Below are 16,586 nucleotides of genomic sequence, written 5' to 3'. Positions count from 1 at the left end.
ATGGCAGCATTAGCATTTGTAGAAACAGACGAAGGAAAAGTAAAGAAATCATCGTTAGAAGCTGTCAGCTATGCGAACGCTGCAGCAGGTGATGTAACAGCAATAGTTTTCGGACAAGTATCTGATATTGATGAGATTGGAAAAGCTGGAGCTAGCAAAGTACTTCACGTTACGGACGAAAAATTAGCTACTCCAAATATTATGGCCTACGCTTCAGCGATTGCGGAAGCAATGAATCAAGAAGGTTCTGATCTATTGGTTCTAGCCAAAAGCTCTTTAGGCGATCCTGTATCAGCAAGAGTTTCGATTAAAGTAGATGCAGCATTAGCGGCTAACGTTGCTGATCTTCCAAATACATCATCTGGATATGCTGTTAAGAAAAGCATTTACACTGGTAAGGCATTCGCAAACACAGATTTAGAAGGCGATAAGAAAATCATCATAATAAAAAAGAACGCTATAGCGGTTAAAGAAGATGGTGGAAGTGCAGAGGTAGTAGCATTTGCTCCTTCGTTGAATGATTCGGATTTTACTGTGAAAACTACTAAGGTTGAAAAGGCTGAAGGCGATATCCTTTTGCCGGAAGCTGATCTGGTAGTTTCAGGAGGTCGAGGTCTTAAAGGTCCTGAAAACTGGGGAATGATTGAAGATCTTGCGAAGACTTTAGGTGCAGCTACAGGATGTAGTAAACCTGTTTCTGATATGGATTGGAGGCCTCATCACGAGCACGTAGGACAAACTGGAATTAAAGTGAGTCCATCTCTATACATCGCAATCGGAATTTCAGGAGCTATTCAACACTTAGCAGGAGTTAACTCTTCTAAATATATCTTAGTAGTAAACAAAGATCCAGAAGCGCCTTTCTTTAAGGCTGCTGACTATGGTGTTGTTGGGGATGCATTTGATGTGGTTCCAAAACTTACAGAAGCAATCAAGAAGGCACAAGGTTAATGGCCAATGATAAAATAAAGTTAGAGATATTGGGGCTGTCTTCAAGTCAGTCCCAATCAGGCTCTTTTGCGCTGGTCTTGGGTGAAGCAGGAGGAAATAGAAGACTTCCTATCATCATTGGTATGTTCGAGGCACAAGCGATCGCAATAGAGATTGAGAAAATTGTCCCGAATAGACCTATGACTCATGATCTATTTAAGGCATTCTCTCACAATTTCGATATCGACATAAAAGAAGTCTATATATCTGACTTAAAAGAAGGCGTTTTCTTCGCTCGAATCATCTGTGAGCACAATGGCAAAGTATTTGAAATCGATTCAAGACCTTCAGATGCCATTGCTATAGGCCTGCGTTTTAATGTCGACTTCTACACTAATGAAAACATTCTTACCGAAGCTGGGATTGTACTAACAGATGAGTTTGAGGAAGAAATTGCTCAGACGGATACTCCTAAAATGGAGAAGACGAGCATAGAAGATCTTTCTTCCACTGAATTAGAAAAACTACTGACAGAAGCACTTGATCAGGAAGATTATGAGAAGGCCGCCCGAATAAGGGATGTGCTTAATAAGCGTAACTAATTATGGATTACCTAAGAGGAATAGCCGGTTTAATTGGGTTAGTAGGGATAGCGTGGGCACTTTCTGGCAATAAGAAACAAATAGATTTCAGACTTGTAGGGATAGGGATTGCTATTCAGGTTGTCATTGGTTTAATGATTGCTAATGTTGATTTTATTAATCAGCTGTTTACTTGGGTGAGTGCTGGATTTGTTAAGTTCCTCAACTTCGGACTTAAAGGTGCTGAGTTTCTTTATGGTGATTTAGCGAAAAATAGTGATGCGGTTGATGCAAAGCATAGTTTAGGATTCCTCTTTGTATTTCAAGCGCTACCTACTGTTATTTTCTTTTCTGCTGTGACCGCAGGTCTTTATTATCTAGGCCTACTTCAAAAAATAGTTTACGGATTTGCATGGCTCATGGCCAAAACAATGAGGCTGTCTGGTGCGGAGAGCCTTTCTGCCGCTGGGAATATATTTTTAGGTCAAACTGAGGCTCCTTTGTTAGTAAGGCCTTTTATTGGTAAAATGACAAATTCTGAATTGAATTGTCTAATGACCGGAGGAATGGCAACTATTGCTGGAAGTGTTTTAGGAGCTTACGTCTCTTTTCTTGGTGGAGGAGACCCTGAGCAACAGCAAATCTTTGCTACCTACTTGCTCAGTGCTTCAATTATGAATGCTCCAGCAGCTATCGTAATGGCAAAGATATTTTTACCTGAAACAGAGCCTGATAAAATAGACGGAAGCCTCAAAGTAAATAAGGAAAATATAGGTGTGAATCTTGTTGATGCACTTGCAAGCGGTGCATCTGATGGAGTAAAACTAGCGCTTAATATTGCAGGAATGCTACTGGCTTTTATTGCCGTGATTTTTGCTATCAACTGGATATTGGTAGATGGAATCGGTGAGCTAACTGGGCTAAATGAATTTGTCGTACGTTCTACTGATGGTGCCTTTGATGGATTCTCATTGCAATATATACTTGGACAAATTTTTAGAGTCTTTGCTTTTATAATGGGGGTAGACTGGACTGAAACTGTTAAAGTAGGTAGTTTATTAGGACAAAAAACTGTCATTAATGAGTTTGTAGCTTATTTATCACTTGCGGATATGAAAGCAAATGGATTACTATCAGAAAAAGCAATAATTATCTCAACATACGCGTTATGCGGTTTTGCTAATTTTAGTTCTATAGCCATTCAGATTGGTGGCATAGGTGGAATGGCTCCTAATAGACAAGCGGATTTATCAAAACTTGGTTTAAGAGCTTTAGTGGCCGCTACTTTAGCAACTATGATGACAGCAACAATTGCGGGGGCTTTATTTGGATGACATTATGAAAAAAATATTTTTAATCGCTTCGATTTCTTTCACTTTGGTTCTCTCAGGATGTCTGACCAGTGATATTCCTGAGCCTGTTTCATTTAATGATCAGCTTAACAGTGATATTCAGATTATAAGAAACTTTTTAGATAATAATGGAATTGATGCAGAGATTCATCAGTCTGGGATAAGATATGTTGTTAATGAGCAAGGTGAGGGAGATAGTCCTGCTGCCGGAGATAGAGTTGCAGTTAAGTTTACTGCGTCATCTCTGAGTGGTAGTGTTCTGCTTTCAGATACAATTGGATTCACTGTGGATTTAAATGCATTGGTTGTTGAAGCATGGAGACTTGTTCTCCCAGAAATACAGGAGGGAGGCTCCATAATAATGTATACTCCTTCTGGCTATGCTTATGGCGAAAGAGGTAATAATACAATACCAGCGAATGAGAATATCATTTTTGAAGTTGAATTGTTGAATGTTATTGATTCAGAGGAAGAACAGTTTGATGTTGATATTGCTTTAATAGATGAGTTTCTAAATGAAAGTGATATAGACTTCCAGGTTCACTCATCAGGGATAAGGTTTGTTGTGATAGAAGAAGGTGACGGTGAGTTTCCTGAACTAGATAATTTTATAACGGTGACATTTGAAGGTGCATTATTAAACGGACAAGTTTTTGATAGGAGCGATGTTGCTCTTTCTTTCAGTCTAAAGAATCTAATAGAGTGTTGGCAGATAATGATGTTAGAAACCAAAGTTGGAGGAACTATTAAGTTTTACTCACCTTCTGTTTATTGCTATGGTACAGCAGGTAGTGCTAACGCTAATATTCTACCAAACACTCCACTTGTATTTGAGATAGCTTTGAGTGGCTTTGATTAATCAATTCTGACATCAACCTCATAGCCTTTAACGGATATGTGTGTTGGGTTGTCCGACTGTACTTTTGAGTGCACTTCGAGTTCTAATCGATCATTCTCTTTAATATACCTTCTCACCTCAACGTCAGATTCATCATAATCCGCTTTCCCATATTTGATACTCGTTGATAACACGAATGCTTTATTGGAAACACGGAAAAATGCGTCAAGATATTTTCCATCTAGCGTGATAGATTCTACCTGATCTCCCAATTCATCAATTTCGATTTCATCTTCATAAGCTAATAGTATAAGCTTTTTCTCGAGTCTGTCAATTGAGTGATTACCATACTTAGAATTTTTGCTGGAAAACGTCCCTAAAGTTCCAATGTTAGTTTCATCCTCATAAGATTGCTCAAACTCTAGATTATCTACTTTTTCAAATTCAAACTTGCTATATTTACTATTTACCAATTTAATCATACCGATTTCGTTGGCATCCATTTTCATTTCATAAAATGTGAACTCAGCTTGATTCATCTTATTTGCAATGTCAATTTCTCCGTATTTGAAATTGCCTTTAATTTGAAGACCTGAGCCGATTTCAAAATCTGATTCATAAGAAATCGCTTCCATCATTTTAACCTCTTCAAATCCGAGATCTGAATATTTTGCATTTAAATCGAGGTTCCCCAAGTAAGAGATGTTCATTTTTTGTTCGTAAATCTCCAATTCAGCTTGCTCGATACTCTTAATTTTAGCTGAACCGTACTTTAGACTCAGTTTAGCAATTCCAATATCTTCAGCTTCAAGCTTCCCCGAATATTGAGTGAAATCAACATTATCCATACGACCTATTATTTTAACATCTTCATATGAGTTCGAAATAACATAATCATTAGTGCCCGGCGCCTTTACCTTGTATAGGATTTTCAATTTATCATCACCGTACGATATGTTAATTCCGACATGCTTTCCTCCAATTTGAACTCGATTCGGAATGTCCAAGTCTGTATCAATCTTTACTTCACCAGCACCTGTTGAAACACCGTCTTTTACCTGTTGCTCAAAATCGTCAAGGAATTTCTGCATTTTGTCAGTCATTTTTCCATCAAAGCGAACCGAAGCTTCGATCAAAATTTCATTCTTGTCCCATGTCTCTAAGACCAGTTCAGTATTCTTAGCCTGAATATTTATGTTGTCACTTGAGGCTATTTCTATACTAACATTTGCCGTTCTTGTTTCACCTTCATTTATGGCGAAAATTGGAAATACAATACTATAAATTAATGCTGCGAGTATTAGTTTCTTCATCAGTTTTGAATTTTTGTGTCCTTTTTATTTCTAGATCTAATCTTTTCAAAAGCTTTATTTTCTTTTCATAGTGATCGATTAATATGCCTACCAATAATTCATCATCAATTTTTCCAATGTCTTGTCGGTAGAGGCTATTAACCTCATCTAAAGTCTCCATCTCCTCGAAGATCCATTTGAAGTCTTCTTCATTTCTTGCTTGATCAATTTCAATTTGTGATTCTAAGTCATTAATCTGTGTTATGTATGATCTTTCAATCGTTCTATATTCATCAGAAATATCTCCGAGCGATGCCATTTGATTCATTTGATCTTGTAGAGAAAGGTTTTGAATTAGAAGGCCAATCGAAATTGCCAGGAAAACAGCAGCAGCCGCCTTCCACCATGAAAATCTTCTTTCTGGTTTCCAATCATTCTTGATTTCCCCCCATAGCTCTGCAGGAGGGTCTTCTACATCCAATTGATTCTTCTTACTTTTTATTAATTCTTCAATATTCATAATGATGCTGAAGTTTGGTCTTTAAAAGTCTTTTAGCATGACGAAATTGGGTCTTTGAAGTAGATTCAGAAATACCCATTTGAATTGCTATTTCTTTATGTTTAAATCCTTCAAGTAGATGTAGACAAAGTACTGTTCTGCAGCCATCTGGAAGTGATTTGATTGCTTCATGCAGTACTTTGCTATCAATCATTGATTCATCAACCTCTTCGTTTTCCAACTCATTTTGTTCCTCAATGTCTTCGAAGAAGTATTTCTTTTTTCTAATGTGCTCTAAACCTGTATTTAATACTATTCTTTTTAACCATCCTCCAAAAGCTTTGGGATCATCCAGGTATTCAATTTTTTTAAATGCCTTTATAAATGCTTCTTGAAGAAGGTCTTTAGCCATTTCAGTATCATTTGTCATTCTTATTAATGTATTATACATAGCTTTCGAATAGCTGTTATACAGATTGAATGCCGCTAACTCATTGCCTTTCTTGAGCTGATTTATCCAAACAATTTGAGTCTCTGTCACAGGTTAGTTGTTAGCGTTTCTATGGGTAGGATGGGGGGATTTTATAAAGGTTGTATGAAGGTAGATTTTTTTTAACAAAAAAAGCCCTGACCGTTAGATCAGGGCTTTTACCTTTTTCGGGCTTGCAATTACTTGTAGCTCGTATTTTGTTTCGGAGCTCCACCCATGATGTCATCATTTGCGAAGTCTTCAAACTTTTTAAAATTCTCTACAAACCTTGATGCTAGATCATTTGCTTTTTCATAGAATGCTGTATCATTTTTCCAGGTTTCTCTAGGACTTAAAATTTCACTAGGAACGTCAGGACATGTAGTAGGGATCTCTGCACCAAAAATTGAATGAGTTCTGTAACCCACGTTATCCAGTTTGCCATTCAATGCAGCAGTAATCATGGCTCTTGTGTATTTAAGACTGATTCTATTGCCAACACCGTAAGGTCCACCGGTCCATCCAGTGTTAATCAACCAAACGTTTACATCATATTTATCCATTTTCTCCCCAAGCATTTCAGCATACTTAGTCGGATGAAGAGGAAGGAAAGGTGCGCCAAAGCATGCAGAAAATACTGGTTCTGGTTCAGTAACACCAGCTTCTGTTCCAGCTACTTTTGATGTATAACCGGAAATGAAATGGTACATAGCTTGTCCTTTACTCAATCGCTGAATTGGAGGAATAACCCCGAATGCGTCACAAGTAAGGAAAAATATATTTTTAGGTATTCCTCCAATCGAAGGATCCATTGCATTTCTAATGTGATGAAGAGGGTAGGATGCTCGAGTATTTTCTGTTACAGAAGAATTTTCGTAATCAACTTCTCTTGACCCATCTTTAAATCTTGTATTCTCTAAGATTGCACCATATTGAATTGCATTATAGATGTCCGGTTCCTTTTCTTCCGTTAAATCAATCACTTTTGCGTAACATCCACCTTCGAAATTGAACACGTTTTGTTCAGTCCATCCATGCTCATCATCTCCTATGAGTAGTCTGTTAGGGTCTGCAGATAGGGTGGTCTTGCCAGTACCTGATAATCCGAAGAAAATTGCAGTGTCTTTATCCTCTATACCCATGTTAGCAGAGCAGTGCATGCTAAGTACATTTTCTTCATGCGGTAGCATATAGTTAAGGACAGAAAAAATTCCTTTTTTCATTTCTCCTGAATAAGCTGTACCGCCAATAAGAATCATCCTTTTGGTGAAATTTATTATTGCGAAGTTTGACTGACGTGTTCCATCAACTTCAGGATCGGCTTTGAATTCCGGAACACAAAGGATTGTGAAATTAGGGTCAAACTCTTCTACCTTGTATTGTTCCGGTCTTAAGAACATGTTGTATGCAAACAGGTTGTGCCATGCCATAGTATTAATGACTCTTACCCTTAGGCGATGAGTTTTATCTGCTCCCGCATAAGCTTCTCTAACGTATACCTTTTTGTCTTCAATAAATTTCACCATTTTCTGATAAAGCTTATCAAAGTTTTCTTCAGTAAACGGAATGTTGATGTTACCCCACCAAACAGATTCTTCAGTTTTAGCATCTTTTACTACGAATCTGTCTTTTGGAGACCTACCTGTGAATTTTCCAGTATCACACATTAAAGCACCTGTAGAAGTAAGTACTCCTTCACCACTTTTGAGTGTCTCTTCAATGAGTTCTGATTGACTTAGGTTCCAGTGAGCTTCTTTTACCTTTATACCTAAATCTGAAAGATCACTTTTGCTGGATTTTACGCCGAATTCTTGCATTTTTATTTGTGGGGTTACAATTAATGTTGAAGACTAAAGTTTTACGATCCAGAAACTATAAGGATCGTAAAACTAAAGCTATTTCAAACGTTTGCGCGAAGTTACTTTAACTCAGTCTTTCTCAAAAAAAGGATCGACTATTTCTTTCGGTGTTGGCTTCGTTAAAAGACTAACTGTAACCAAAGCAACTATCGATGCTATCAATGCTGGAATAGCAACCATTTTTGAATCATAAGGGAATGCAATAATTCCTAAATCAAGTACCGTTTCTGTCCTGTTCAATACTTCAATAATTATTACCGAAAGCATGCCAGCAAGAATAGATGCAATTCCACCTTGTTTAGTAACACGTTTCCAGAAGAACGTAGCTAAGAGGGGCGGAGCCAGTGCAGCTCCAATCATTGTATACGATATGAAGGCCATCGCTAATATCTCTTCGAATTGTGTCATTATCAGGTATGCGATAAAGCCAAGAATTACAATTGCAGTTCTTTGAATAACAAGCTTCAATTTATTCGAAGCATTTTTCACAAAGTACTTTTCAATGATATCTCTAGATACATTAGTAGATGTGACCATTAAAAATGTATTGCCTGTAGATAAAATAATTGCTGCACCTCCAGCAAAAAGTAAAGATCCAACAAACGCAGGTAGTTGCTCAAAACCTATTCTAAGTATTATTTCTTCAGACATAGGTGCATTTACGGAACCGTCTGCAAGAAAAAACCTTGGATCATGCGCATAGATGGCAAAGCCAACAACTGCTAGCAAGCACATTAAAAATTCAATTCCGACAACACCAATAAACATACCCATTACAGCTTTTTTAGCAGACTTTGCGTCCTTGGCTGATGAGAACTTTTGATAGACACTGCTTTCACTTAAAAGAAGTATAAGTGTAGGTAACATTATACCGATATACCACATAGGTTCGTGACCTTCAAAAATAGATAGGTGATCCGGGCTTACCTCGTTAATGGTGTCAACAACATTGCCCCATCCGCCAAAACCACTAATTGCAAATGGCACAGCTAGGATTATAGCGAGGATCATAATGATTCCATTAAAAATATCAATAGAAACAATTGATACCATTCCAGCTAATGCCGTGAAAGCAATAATGATAAGGAAAGTTATTAATGTTCCTTGCTCCACTGATATAGATCCTTCTGTGAGGATAGAAAGAAATCTACCACCACCTTTAAATTGATATCCAGCAATGATTAAATATGCGACAATGATTGTTATTGTTCCTAGTAATCTTGCAGCTGGAGAGTATCGTTTTTCAAGAATATCTGTAAGCGTATACTGCGAGATTCGTCTTACTCTCGCTGCAATGAAGTAAACGGCAAGTATTCCTATCCATGCACCTAATGAGAACCATAATTCAGAAAACCCTACTTGAAAAGTCAACCCGGCTGTTCCGAATAAACTTCCTGAGCCTATCCAAGTAGTTACTAATGTGCCCACTAATAGATATACAGGTACATTTCTTCCAGCAACCACAAAATCTTCTTCACTTTTGACAGATCTGCTCTTATAAATGATTATGCAGGCTAATATTAGTATGTAGCCAATTGTAACTATTAGGTAGGTCATGTTGCTTATTATTTTAAACGCTGCAAGATAACTAATCAATCGACTCTGAAGATTGATATTTATCTAAGAATTGTGAGTAGGTCTTCTGCAAGTCCTCTGCAGTGAAATTTAGATTAAGTAAATAGTAGGCTGATATATTGACAGTCTTTTCTGGCTTAGGATCACTTATTAGCATCTCGCCCATATTTTGAAACATCTGATTTGATATCAGCATATAATAATCTTGCTTTTCATATAATTCAGCTACATCATTAAGGAAGTTTTCATCCAAATATGAAAATGATCTTGAGACTTTTGTGAAATCCCATGCACTCTTGGTAAGTAATTCACTAGCAATACTTATTGTGAAATTTCCATCGATTTTATCTAAGGATTGAAGTGAATCTAAGTAGATCTTATATTCATTGTTTAGATGATATACGGAATCGAGCTCCAGTTTATTTCTTTTACACTCTTCAATAATTTTTTGAGTAAGAAATTGAGCTTCGTTTTTAAAGTCCATGTTTTGTTTAGCAGAATTCAAGCCAAGAGCTAGGAGCACTGCAAAAACTATGGAGAGAAATTCAAATAAGATTTGCCAAGCAGTTTTACTTTTCATTAGACTAAAATATATAATACTAACATCTCGCAATAAATGATTACCTTATGAGATATGCAGGTTTGTTAATTTTTAATCCATTTTAATAATGTTTTCTACTAAACAATTTTGATTTTTGATCGATACACTTACTTTTATATTCAAATGAATTTAACAAGCACAACAACCATTATCAATTCAACCACTGGGACAACCCACTGGAAAGAATGGTAGTTGCTGCTTATTTCAGATAACTGAAACGCCATTCTTCTAAAAAGGGAATGGCGTTTTTTTATGCGTTAATATGAAAGTTTTAAAATTTGGAGGTACTTCACTTGGAAGTGAAGGGTCCATAAGACAGGTTAGAAAGATTGTTAATAGCAATGGTTTTCCAGTAACAGTGGTGGTTTCAGCAATTGGCGATACTACCAATGAGTTGCACAAACTTGCTTTAGAGGCAAAGGAAGGAAGCAGTCATTATTTAAATACTTATGAAAGTATTAGAAAGCGACACGAAGAATTGAGTAACAACTTATGTGGAAAAGTTATTGTTGAGTTGGATGAAGTATTCGGCAAACTTTTAAGAATCCTTGAAGGTGTATACTTATTAAAAGAGCTAACGAGTAGGAGTTTAGATTATATACTAGGTGTTGGTGAACTTCTGTCTTCTTTGATTATAGCTGCTTTCTTTGATTCAGATAATTCAAGAGCCAAATGGTTTGATTCTAGATCCATTATAAAAACAGACGCGTCATTCGGAGAGGCGAATGTACTATCTGATTTAACAGCTAAAAATATTCGAGCGATATCCAAAGATTTTAAAGCTATCAACGTATTTCCCGGATTTATTTCTGGAACAATTGATAATGAGTTTACTACTTTAGGAAGAGGTGGTTCCGACTATACTGCATCGATCTTAGCAAGCGGACTAACAGCTGATCTATTGGAAATATGGACAGATGTAGATGGTATAATGACAGCGGACCCAAGGCGAGTGAAGCGATCGAGAACTTTAAATACTGTCTCCTATGAAGAGGCATTGGAGTTATCTCACTTTGGAGCTAAAGTAATTTACGCTCAGAGTATTGCTCCAGTATTCAGTGCTGATATATCTGTTAAGGTAAAAAATACATTTAAGCCTGATGAGGAAGGAACGCTAATTGCAAGTGGAAATAGTAATGGAGGCCTTATCAAGGGGATTTCAAGCATTGATGATATTTCAATCATTTCCATTCGCGGTAACGATTCTCGTGATAAAAGGAATTTTTTTCCGAGGCTTTTCAAGTCTCTTGCTGATAACCATATTGAGATTGTATTTATGACCCATAGCAATGCAGAATATACAGTTACAATGGGCTTTAAATCGAAAGATGCAGAAGATGCGTTGAATAGTTTAAAAGCTGAGTTTAGCAGCAGTGAGGATGGTACTGTGATAAGACCTGAATTATTAGAAAAAGGATATTCACTGCTTGCCTTGATTGGTACACAAATGAAAGATCAGATTGGTATTAGCGGAACCATGTTTAATGTTCTCGGTAAAAATGGTATCAGTATTAAAGCAATCTCGCAGGGATCTTCGGAAAGAAATATATCCGCCATCATTCCAAAAGATGATCTGAATAAAGCATTAAATGTGCTTCATGAAAGTTTCTTTCTTTCAGAAATGATACGGTTGAATTTGTTTATAATCGGCACCGGAAATGTAGGTAAGGCCTTTCTAGATCAATTAAAAGGGCAGTTTAAATATTTGAAGGAGCATCATCATTTGAATGTTAAGATCATAGGTATTGCAAATTCAAGAAAAATGGCATTTCAAAAAGATGGTATCCCACTTTCTAAATGGGAAAATCATATTGCTGAAGGGGAAATGTTTTCAAAGGAAGGCTTCCTAGAGAAGATGGATAATCTAAATTTCAGAAACGCTATTTTCATTGATATCACCGCCTCTGAAGATATATCCAATCTGTATACTGATATACTCAGGAAGAGTATCTCAGTGGTAACTCCTAACAAAATAGCTGCTACAAAATCTTATGATAATTATCTCGAGCTTAAAGAAGTAAGCAGAAAGTATAGAAGTAAGTTTTTGATTGAAACCAATGTTTGCGCAGGACTTCCTGTACTTTCTACATTAAGTGATTTAATACGAAGTGGCGATAGGGTTCATAAACTTGAAGCGGTACTTTCTGGGACATTGAATTTCTTGTTTAATGAATATGATGGATCGGTTTCATTTAGCAACGTGATAAAAAAAGCGAAGGAGCTTGGATATACCGAACCTGATCCAAGACTTGATATTTCCGGTGAGGATGTTATGAGAAAACTCTTGATTCTAATAAGGGAGAGTACTTATAAAATGGAAATGGATGCAATTAAAATAAATTCCTTTCTTCCTGCTTCTTGCCTTACCAGTAGCGATTTAGATGACTTCTATAGCAAAGTGGAAAAAGAAGAAGCATATTTTAAGTCATTATATCATGCATCTATTAAAAATAAGTCTAGACTTAAGGTGGTAGCTTCGTATCAAGATGGAGTAGGAAAGGTTGCCTTGCAAGAAGTTGATAGCTCACATCCATTCTACAACCTGGAAGGCAAGGATAATGTAGTATTGTTTTATACTGATAGATACAATGATCAACCACTTGTAATTAAAGGTGCTGGGGCAGGAGCGGAGGTTACTGCTTCTGGAATTTTTGCTGATGTTCTAAGAATAGCTCAATCTGATAATTAAATATGGAAGAAGTAACGGTTTTTGCACCCGCTAGTGTAGCGAATATTGGTTGTGGCTATGACACAATGGGATTTTCCTTGGATTCTATTGGGGAGGAAATCACAGTTTCAAAGAGAAATGATGAGAAAGTAGTCATTAAAGAAATTATTGGAGCAAACTTATCTACAGATCCATTACAAAACGTTGCAACTATTGCTATTCAAGCCTTGCTAGATGCGCTTAATTCAACACAAGGTTTTGACGTATCTATACATAAATCGATTAAGCCTGGCAGTGGATTAGGTTCAAGTGCGAGTAGTGCCGCAGGTGCTGTTTTTGCAGTTAACGAATTAATGGATCGACCCTTCAGTAAATCTGACTTATTACAGTACGCAATGGAAGGTGAAGCATTTGCTTCCAAGTGTTACCATGCTGATAATGTAGCTCCTTCCCTGTTAGGCGGATTACAGGTTATCAGAAGCTATGAACCATTGGATCTATTCAGAATTAATGATGATTTAGACTTAAGTGTTCTTCTTATATTCCCAGATGTAGAGGTTAAAACATCGGAATCCAAGAAGTTGCTACCGAAGGAAGTTTCAATTGAATTGGCCAGAAATCAATGGGCAAATGTTGCCGGACTTGTACATGCTTTTAATACTGCAGATCTAGAGTTGCTAAGAAAGTCAATTTCTGATTATATCGCTGAACCAATTAGAAAAAATGCGATTCCTAAGTACGATCAAGTCAAAGAAATAGTGAATGAAAATGGGGCGGTTGGGTTTAATATTTCAGGATCGGGGCCTAGTATGTTTGCCTTCTTTAAAAATAAATCAATGCTGACGAAAGCGGAAAATAAGATCCTAGCGATTTACGAAGAATGTGATTTCGATTTAAAGATTTATAAGACTAAAATTGACCATACTGGTTGTAAAGTGATATCATGAAGTTTTTAAGTACCAACAATTATCGTCACTCAGCAGATTTTCGTGATGCTGTAATCAAGGGACTTCCTGATGACAATGGATTGTATTTTCCGTCACTCATTCCTAAGCTAAAAGATGAATTTTTAGATTCCATTTCAGGAATGAAGTTGCATGAAATAGCTGTTCAGGTTTTGCTGCCATTTTGTGTTGAGGATATTCCTAGAGATAAACTAGAGCGTATTTGTTCTGAGACTTTTGTCTTTGACATACCTCTTAAGAATGTTGGAGATAGGATTGATTGCTTAGAGTTATTTCATGGCCCCACCATGGCATTCAAAGATGTAGGCGCACGTTTCCTGGCTCGCACATTGTCACATTTTAAAGAGTTTGATGATAGATCAAGTACAATCTTGGTTGCTACTTCTGGAGATACAGGTGGGGCAGTGGCCTCCGGATTTTACAATCAGCCTGGTATTGAAGTTGTTATTCTATATCCAAAGGGGAAAGTGACAGCATTGCAAGAAAGGCAAATGACAACCTTAGGAGGAAATATTCAAGCCATTGAAATTGATGGGGATTTTGATGACTGTCAATCTATTGTGAAAGAAGCATTTCTAGACAATGATTTAAAAGGTTTAAACCTTTCTTCAGCTAATTCTATAAATATTGCCAGATGGTTACCTCAATCTATCTACTATTATGTTCCTTTTATTGAAGATGGAGTAAATGAAAACTTAGTTTTTAGTGTTCCTAGTGGAAATTTCGGAAACATAACTTCTGGAATGTTAGCTAAATCCATGGGACTGCCAATTCATCGATTCATAGCTGCGACTAATGTTAATGATGTTGTTCCGAGATATCTTGAAAATGGTCTTTTTGATCCACGGAAAACGATCCAAACAATATCTAATGCTATGGATGTGAGTAAACCTAGCAATTTTGCAAGGTTGCAATCATTGTACGACAACTCTCATGCAGCAATTCTTAATGACACGAGCGGTTTTGTCTTGAATGATTCTGAAACAAGATTGGTCATGTCTCAATGTAAATCCCATAAAGACTATATTCTTGATCCTCACAGTGCTATTGCATATGAGGGATTAAAAAATGGATTAATGGAAGGGGAGAGCGGTGTATTTTTAGGAACAGCTCATTATTGCAAATTCTTGGATGTTGTCAATGATGCAATCAATGAAGAGCTTGCTTTACCAGATGAAACAAAACCATTATTTGATAGAGCCAAGGAGTCAATTGCTATGAATAATGATTATAACGATTTTAAGGAATTTCTAACGCAATAAAAAAAGGCTGTTCAATGAACAGCCTTTAGATTTTGTTATAGAAAGAATTACATCATTCCTCCCATGCCACCACCTGGCATTGGAGGCATTGGTGCTGCTCCTTCTTTTTCTGGCTCTTCAGCAACTACACATTCTGTAGTCAATAGAAGAGAAGCAATTGAAGATGCATTCTCAAGTGCCAGTCTTGTTACTTTAGTAGGATCTATGATACCAGCTTTGAACATGTTTACATATTCACCATTTGCTGCATTGAATCCGTAATCAGCTTTACCAGCAGCAACTTCGTTCACGACAACAGATGCTTCTCCACCAGCGTTTTCAACGATCGTTCTTAGAGGAGCTTGAATTGCTGACTTGATGATAGCAACACCCGTATTTTGGTCTTCATTATCCAATGTCAATCCATCCAATGCTTTCATAGCTCTGATAAGAGCAACGCCTCCACCTGCAACGATTCCTTCTTGCACAGCCGCTCTAGTTGCATGAAGTGCATCATCAACTCGATCTTTCTTCTCCTTCATTTCTACTTCAGTGGCTGCTCCAATGTATAGAATAGCAACACCACCAGAAAGCTTAGCTAGACGCTCTTGAAGCTTCTCTTTATCGTAATCAGAAGTAGTATTTTCAATTTGTTGCTTGATTTGATTTACTCTTGCAGTGATATCCGCCTTTTTACCAGCACCATTAACAATCGTAGTGTTGTCTTTGTCAATGTTGATTTTCTCAGCTGTTCCTAAGTAATCGATAGTTGCATTTTCTAGCTTATATCCTCTTTCTTCAGAGATTACAGTTCCGCCAGTAAGAATAGCAATATCTTCAAGCATAGCCTTTCTTCTGTCTCCAAAACCAGGAGCTTTAACTGCTGCTATTTTCAGAGATCCTCTAATCTTGTTTACCACAAGTGTAGCAAGAGCTTCACCTTCTACATCTTCTGCGATAATCAATAATGGTTTACCAGTCTGAGCAGTTGCTTCAAGTATTGGAAGCAATTCTTTCATGTTAGAAACCTTCTTGTCATAGATCAAGATGTAAGGGCTTTCTAACTCAGCTTCCATCTTGTCAGTATTGGTTACAAAGTATGGAGAAAGATAACCTCTATCAAACTGCATACCTTCTACAGTTTTCACTTCAGTTTCAGTTCCTTTAGCTTCTTCAACAGTGATCACACCATCTTTTCCAACTTTTTCCATCGCATCTGCGATCATCTTTCCGATTTCAGGATCATTATTTGCAGAAACTGATGCTACTTGAGCTATTTCGTCATTAGTCTTGATGTTTTTAGACTGCTTCTGTAAGTTTTCGACAATTGCAGAAACTGCCTTGTCAATTCCTCTCTTAAGGTCCATTGGGTTAGCACCAGCAGCAACATTCTTAATGCCATGTCCGAAAATTGCTTGAGTGAGAACTGTTGCAGTAGTAGTACCATCTCCAGCGTCATCTGCAGTCTTAGATGCAACTTCTTTAACTAGCTGAGCTCCCATATTTTCGATAGGCTCCTTAAGCTCAATCTCTTTTGCTACAGAAACTCCATCTTTTGTTACGTTAGGGGCTCCGAATTTCTTATCAAGGATTACGTTTCTTCCTTTTGGTCCAAGTGTAACTTTTACCGCATCAGCTAGCACATCTACACCTTTCTTGATGCTGTCTCTAGCGTCGGTATTAAAGAATATATCTTTTGCCATTACTTTTTAATTT

14 protein-coding genes are annotated in these 16,586 nt (G+C 37.1%); 7 read left to right on the top strand and 7 right to left on the bottom strand.

Annotated features, from left to right (window positions below):
* The 4 genes from ACY650_RS19015 to ACY650_RS19000 are packed head-to-tail and all read left to right on the top strand — an operon-like array spanning position 1 to position 3,722.
* On the top strand, positions 1 to 951 hold the full coding sequence (locus ACY650_RS19015) for an electron transfer flavoprotein subunit alpha/FixB family protein (RefSeq protein WP_462250046.1): 951 nt from the start codon (positions 1 to 3) through the stop codon (positions 949 to 951).
* Entirely contained in the window at positions 951 to 1,532 is a 582-nt protein-coding gene (locus tag ACY650_RS19010; RefSeq protein ID WP_462250044.1) for a bifunctional nuclease family protein, read from the top strand. The genes ACY650_RS19015 and ACY650_RS19010 overlap by 1 nt, the downstream gene beginning before the upstream one ends.
* Positions 1,533 to 1,534: 2 nt before the next feature.
* A complete protein-coding gene (locus ACY650_RS19005) occupies positions 1,535 to 2,845 on the top strand; it encodes a NupC/NupG family nucleoside CNT transporter (RefSeq protein ID WP_462250042.1) in 1,311 nt (436 codons plus the stop codon).
* Positions 2,846 to 2,849: 4 nt separating this feature from the next.
* Positions 2,850 to 3,722 (top strand): FKBP-type peptidyl-prolyl cis-trans isomerase, encoded by an 873-nt coding sequence (locus ACY650_RS19000; protein WP_462250040.1) that lies wholly within the window; start codon positions 2,850 to 2,852, stop codon positions 3,720 to 3,722.
* Here ACY650_RS19000 and ACY650_RS18995 read toward each other — a convergent pair.
* The 6 genes from ACY650_RS18995 to ACY650_RS18970 all read right to left on the bottom strand — a co-directional run bounded on the left by ACY650_RS18995 (position 3,719) and on the right by ACY650_RS18970 (position 9,975).
* On the bottom strand, positions 3,719 to 5,014 hold the full coding sequence (locus ACY650_RS18995) for a hypothetical protein (RefSeq protein ID WP_462250038.1): 1,296 nt from the start codon (positions 5,012 to 5,014) through the stop codon (positions 3,719 to 3,721). The two genes, ACY650_RS19000 and ACY650_RS18995, sit on opposite strands and share 4 nt — an antisense overlap.
* Positions 4,980 to 5,513, bottom strand: coding sequence for a hypothetical protein (locus ACY650_RS18990; RefSeq protein WP_462250036.1), 534 nt, complete (start codon positions 5,511 to 5,513; stop codon positions 4,980 to 4,982). The genes ACY650_RS18995 and ACY650_RS18990 overlap by 35 nt, the downstream gene beginning before the upstream one ends.
* On the bottom strand, positions 5,503 to 6,033 hold the full coding sequence (locus ACY650_RS18985) for an RNA polymerase sigma factor (RefSeq protein WP_462250034.1): 531 nt from the start codon (positions 6,031 to 6,033) through the stop codon (positions 5,503 to 5,505). The genes ACY650_RS18990 and ACY650_RS18985 overlap by 11 nt, the downstream gene beginning before the upstream one ends.
* Positions 6,034 to 6,161: 128 nt before the next feature.
* Positions 6,162 to 7,778 carry a phosphoenolpyruvate carboxykinase (ATP) gene (gene pckA / locus ACY650_RS18980; RefSeq protein WP_462250032.1) on the bottom strand — a complete coding sequence of 539 codons (1,617 nt, stop codon included), beginning with the start codon at positions 7,776 to 7,778 and terminating at the stop codon, positions 6,162 to 6,164.
* Positions 7,779 to 7,889: 111 nt separating this feature from the next.
* Positions 7,890 to 9,377 carry a sodium:solute symporter family protein gene (locus ACY650_RS18975; protein ID WP_462250030.1) on the bottom strand — a complete coding sequence of 496 codons (1,488 nt, stop codon included), beginning with the start codon at positions 9,375 to 9,377 and terminating at the stop codon, positions 7,890 to 7,892.
* 31 nt (positions 9,378 to 9,408) lie between these two features.
* Positions 9,409 to 9,975, bottom strand: a complete 567-nt coding sequence (locus ACY650_RS18970) for a hypothetical protein (RefSeq protein ID WP_462250028.1) — start codon at positions 9,973 to 9,975, stop codon at positions 9,409 to 9,411.
* 283 nt (positions 9,976 to 10,258) lie between these two features.
* Here ACY650_RS18970 and thrA point away from each other — a divergent pair, with 283 nt between their 5' ends.
* From thrA to thrC, 3 genes are read left to right on the top strand one after another with little or no spacing between them, the layout of a single operon-like run.
* Positions 10,259 to 12,685 (top strand): bifunctional aspartate kinase/homoserine dehydrogenase I, encoded by a 2,427-nt coding sequence (thrA, locus tag ACY650_RS18965; RefSeq protein WP_462250026.1) that lies wholly within the window; start codon positions 10,259 to 10,261, stop codon positions 12,683 to 12,685.
* 2 nt (positions 12,686 to 12,687) lie between these two features.
* Positions 12,688 to 13,611: a homoserine kinase gene (locus ACY650_RS18960; RefSeq protein WP_462250024.1), complete on the top strand. Its 924-nt coding sequence runs from the start codon at positions 12,688 to 12,690 to the stop codon at positions 13,609 to 13,611.
* Complete coding sequence (gene thrC / locus ACY650_RS18955) at positions 13,608 to 14,891, top strand: threonine synthase (RefSeq protein WP_462250022.1); 1,284 nt, start codon at positions 13,608 to 13,610, stop codon at positions 14,889 to 14,891. Before ACY650_RS18960 ends, thrC begins: the two co-directional genes overlap by 4 nt.
* 47 nt (positions 14,892 to 14,938) lie before the next feature.
* Here thrC and groL read toward each other — a convergent pair whose 3' ends face one another.
* Positions 14,939 to 16,573: a chaperonin GroEL gene (gene groL, locus ACY650_RS18950; protein WP_462250020.1), complete on the bottom strand. Its 1,635-nt coding sequence runs from the start codon at positions 16,571 to 16,573 to the stop codon at positions 14,939 to 14,941.
* Between the last annotated feature and the right edge of the window lie 13 nt (positions 16,574 to 16,586).

Origin of the sequence: Ekhidna sp., assembly GCF_963691765.1 — a bacterium.
Taxonomy (GTDB): Bacteria; Bacteroidota; Bacteroidia; order Cytophagales; family Cyclobacteriaceae; genus Ekhidna.
The sequence above is the reverse complement of the archived record's forward strand: the minus strand, read 5'-3'. Positions and strand labels throughout refer to the sequence as shown.

Coding starts and splice junctions, on each gene's coding strand:
- ACY650_RS19015 (WP_462250046.1), top strand. CDS start 1: ATGGCAGCATTAGCATTTGTAGAAACAGACGAAGGAAAAGTAAAGAAA.
- ACY650_RS19010 (WP_462250044.1), top strand. CDS start 951: ATGGCCAATGATAAAATAAAGTTAGAGATATTGGGGCTGTCTTCAAGT.
- ACY650_RS19005 (WP_462250042.1), top strand. CDS start 1,535: ATGGATTACCTAAGAGGAATAGCCGGTTTAATTGGGTTAGTAGGGATA.
- ACY650_RS19000 (WP_462250040.1), top strand. CDS start 2,850: ATGAAAAAAATATTTTTAATCGCTTCGATTTCTTTCACTTTGGTTCTC.
- ACY650_RS18995 (WP_462250038.1), bottom strand. CDS start 5,014: ATGAAGAAACTAATACTCGCAGCATTAATTTATAGTATTGTATTTCCA.
- ACY650_RS18990 (WP_462250036.1), bottom strand. CDS start 5,513: ATGAATATTGAAGAATTAATAAAAAGTAAGAAGAATCAATTGGATGTA.
- pckA (WP_462250032.1), bottom strand. CDS start 7,778: ATGCAAGAATTCGGCGTAAAATCCAGCAAAAGTGATCTTTCAGATTTA.
- ACY650_RS18975 (WP_462250030.1), bottom strand. CDS start 9,377: ATGACCTACCTAATAGTTACAATTGGCTACATACTAATATTAGCCTGC.
- ACY650_RS18970 (WP_462250028.1), bottom strand. CDS start 9,975: ATGAAAAGTAAAACTGCTTGGCAAATCTTATTTGAATTTCTCTCCATA.
- thrA (WP_462250026.1), top strand. CDS start 10,259: ATGAAAGTTTTAAAATTTGGAGGTACTTCACTTGGAAGTGAAGGGTCC.
- ACY650_RS18960 (WP_462250024.1), top strand. CDS start 12,688: ATGGAAGAAGTAACGGTTTTTGCACCCGCTAGTGTAGCGAATATTGGT.
- thrC (WP_462250022.1), top strand. CDS start 13,608: ATGAAGTTTTTAAGTACCAACAATTATCGTCACTCAGCAGATTTTCGT.
- groL (WP_462250020.1), bottom strand. CDS start 16,573: ATGGCAAAAGATATATTCTTTAATACCGACGCTAGAGACAGCATCAAG.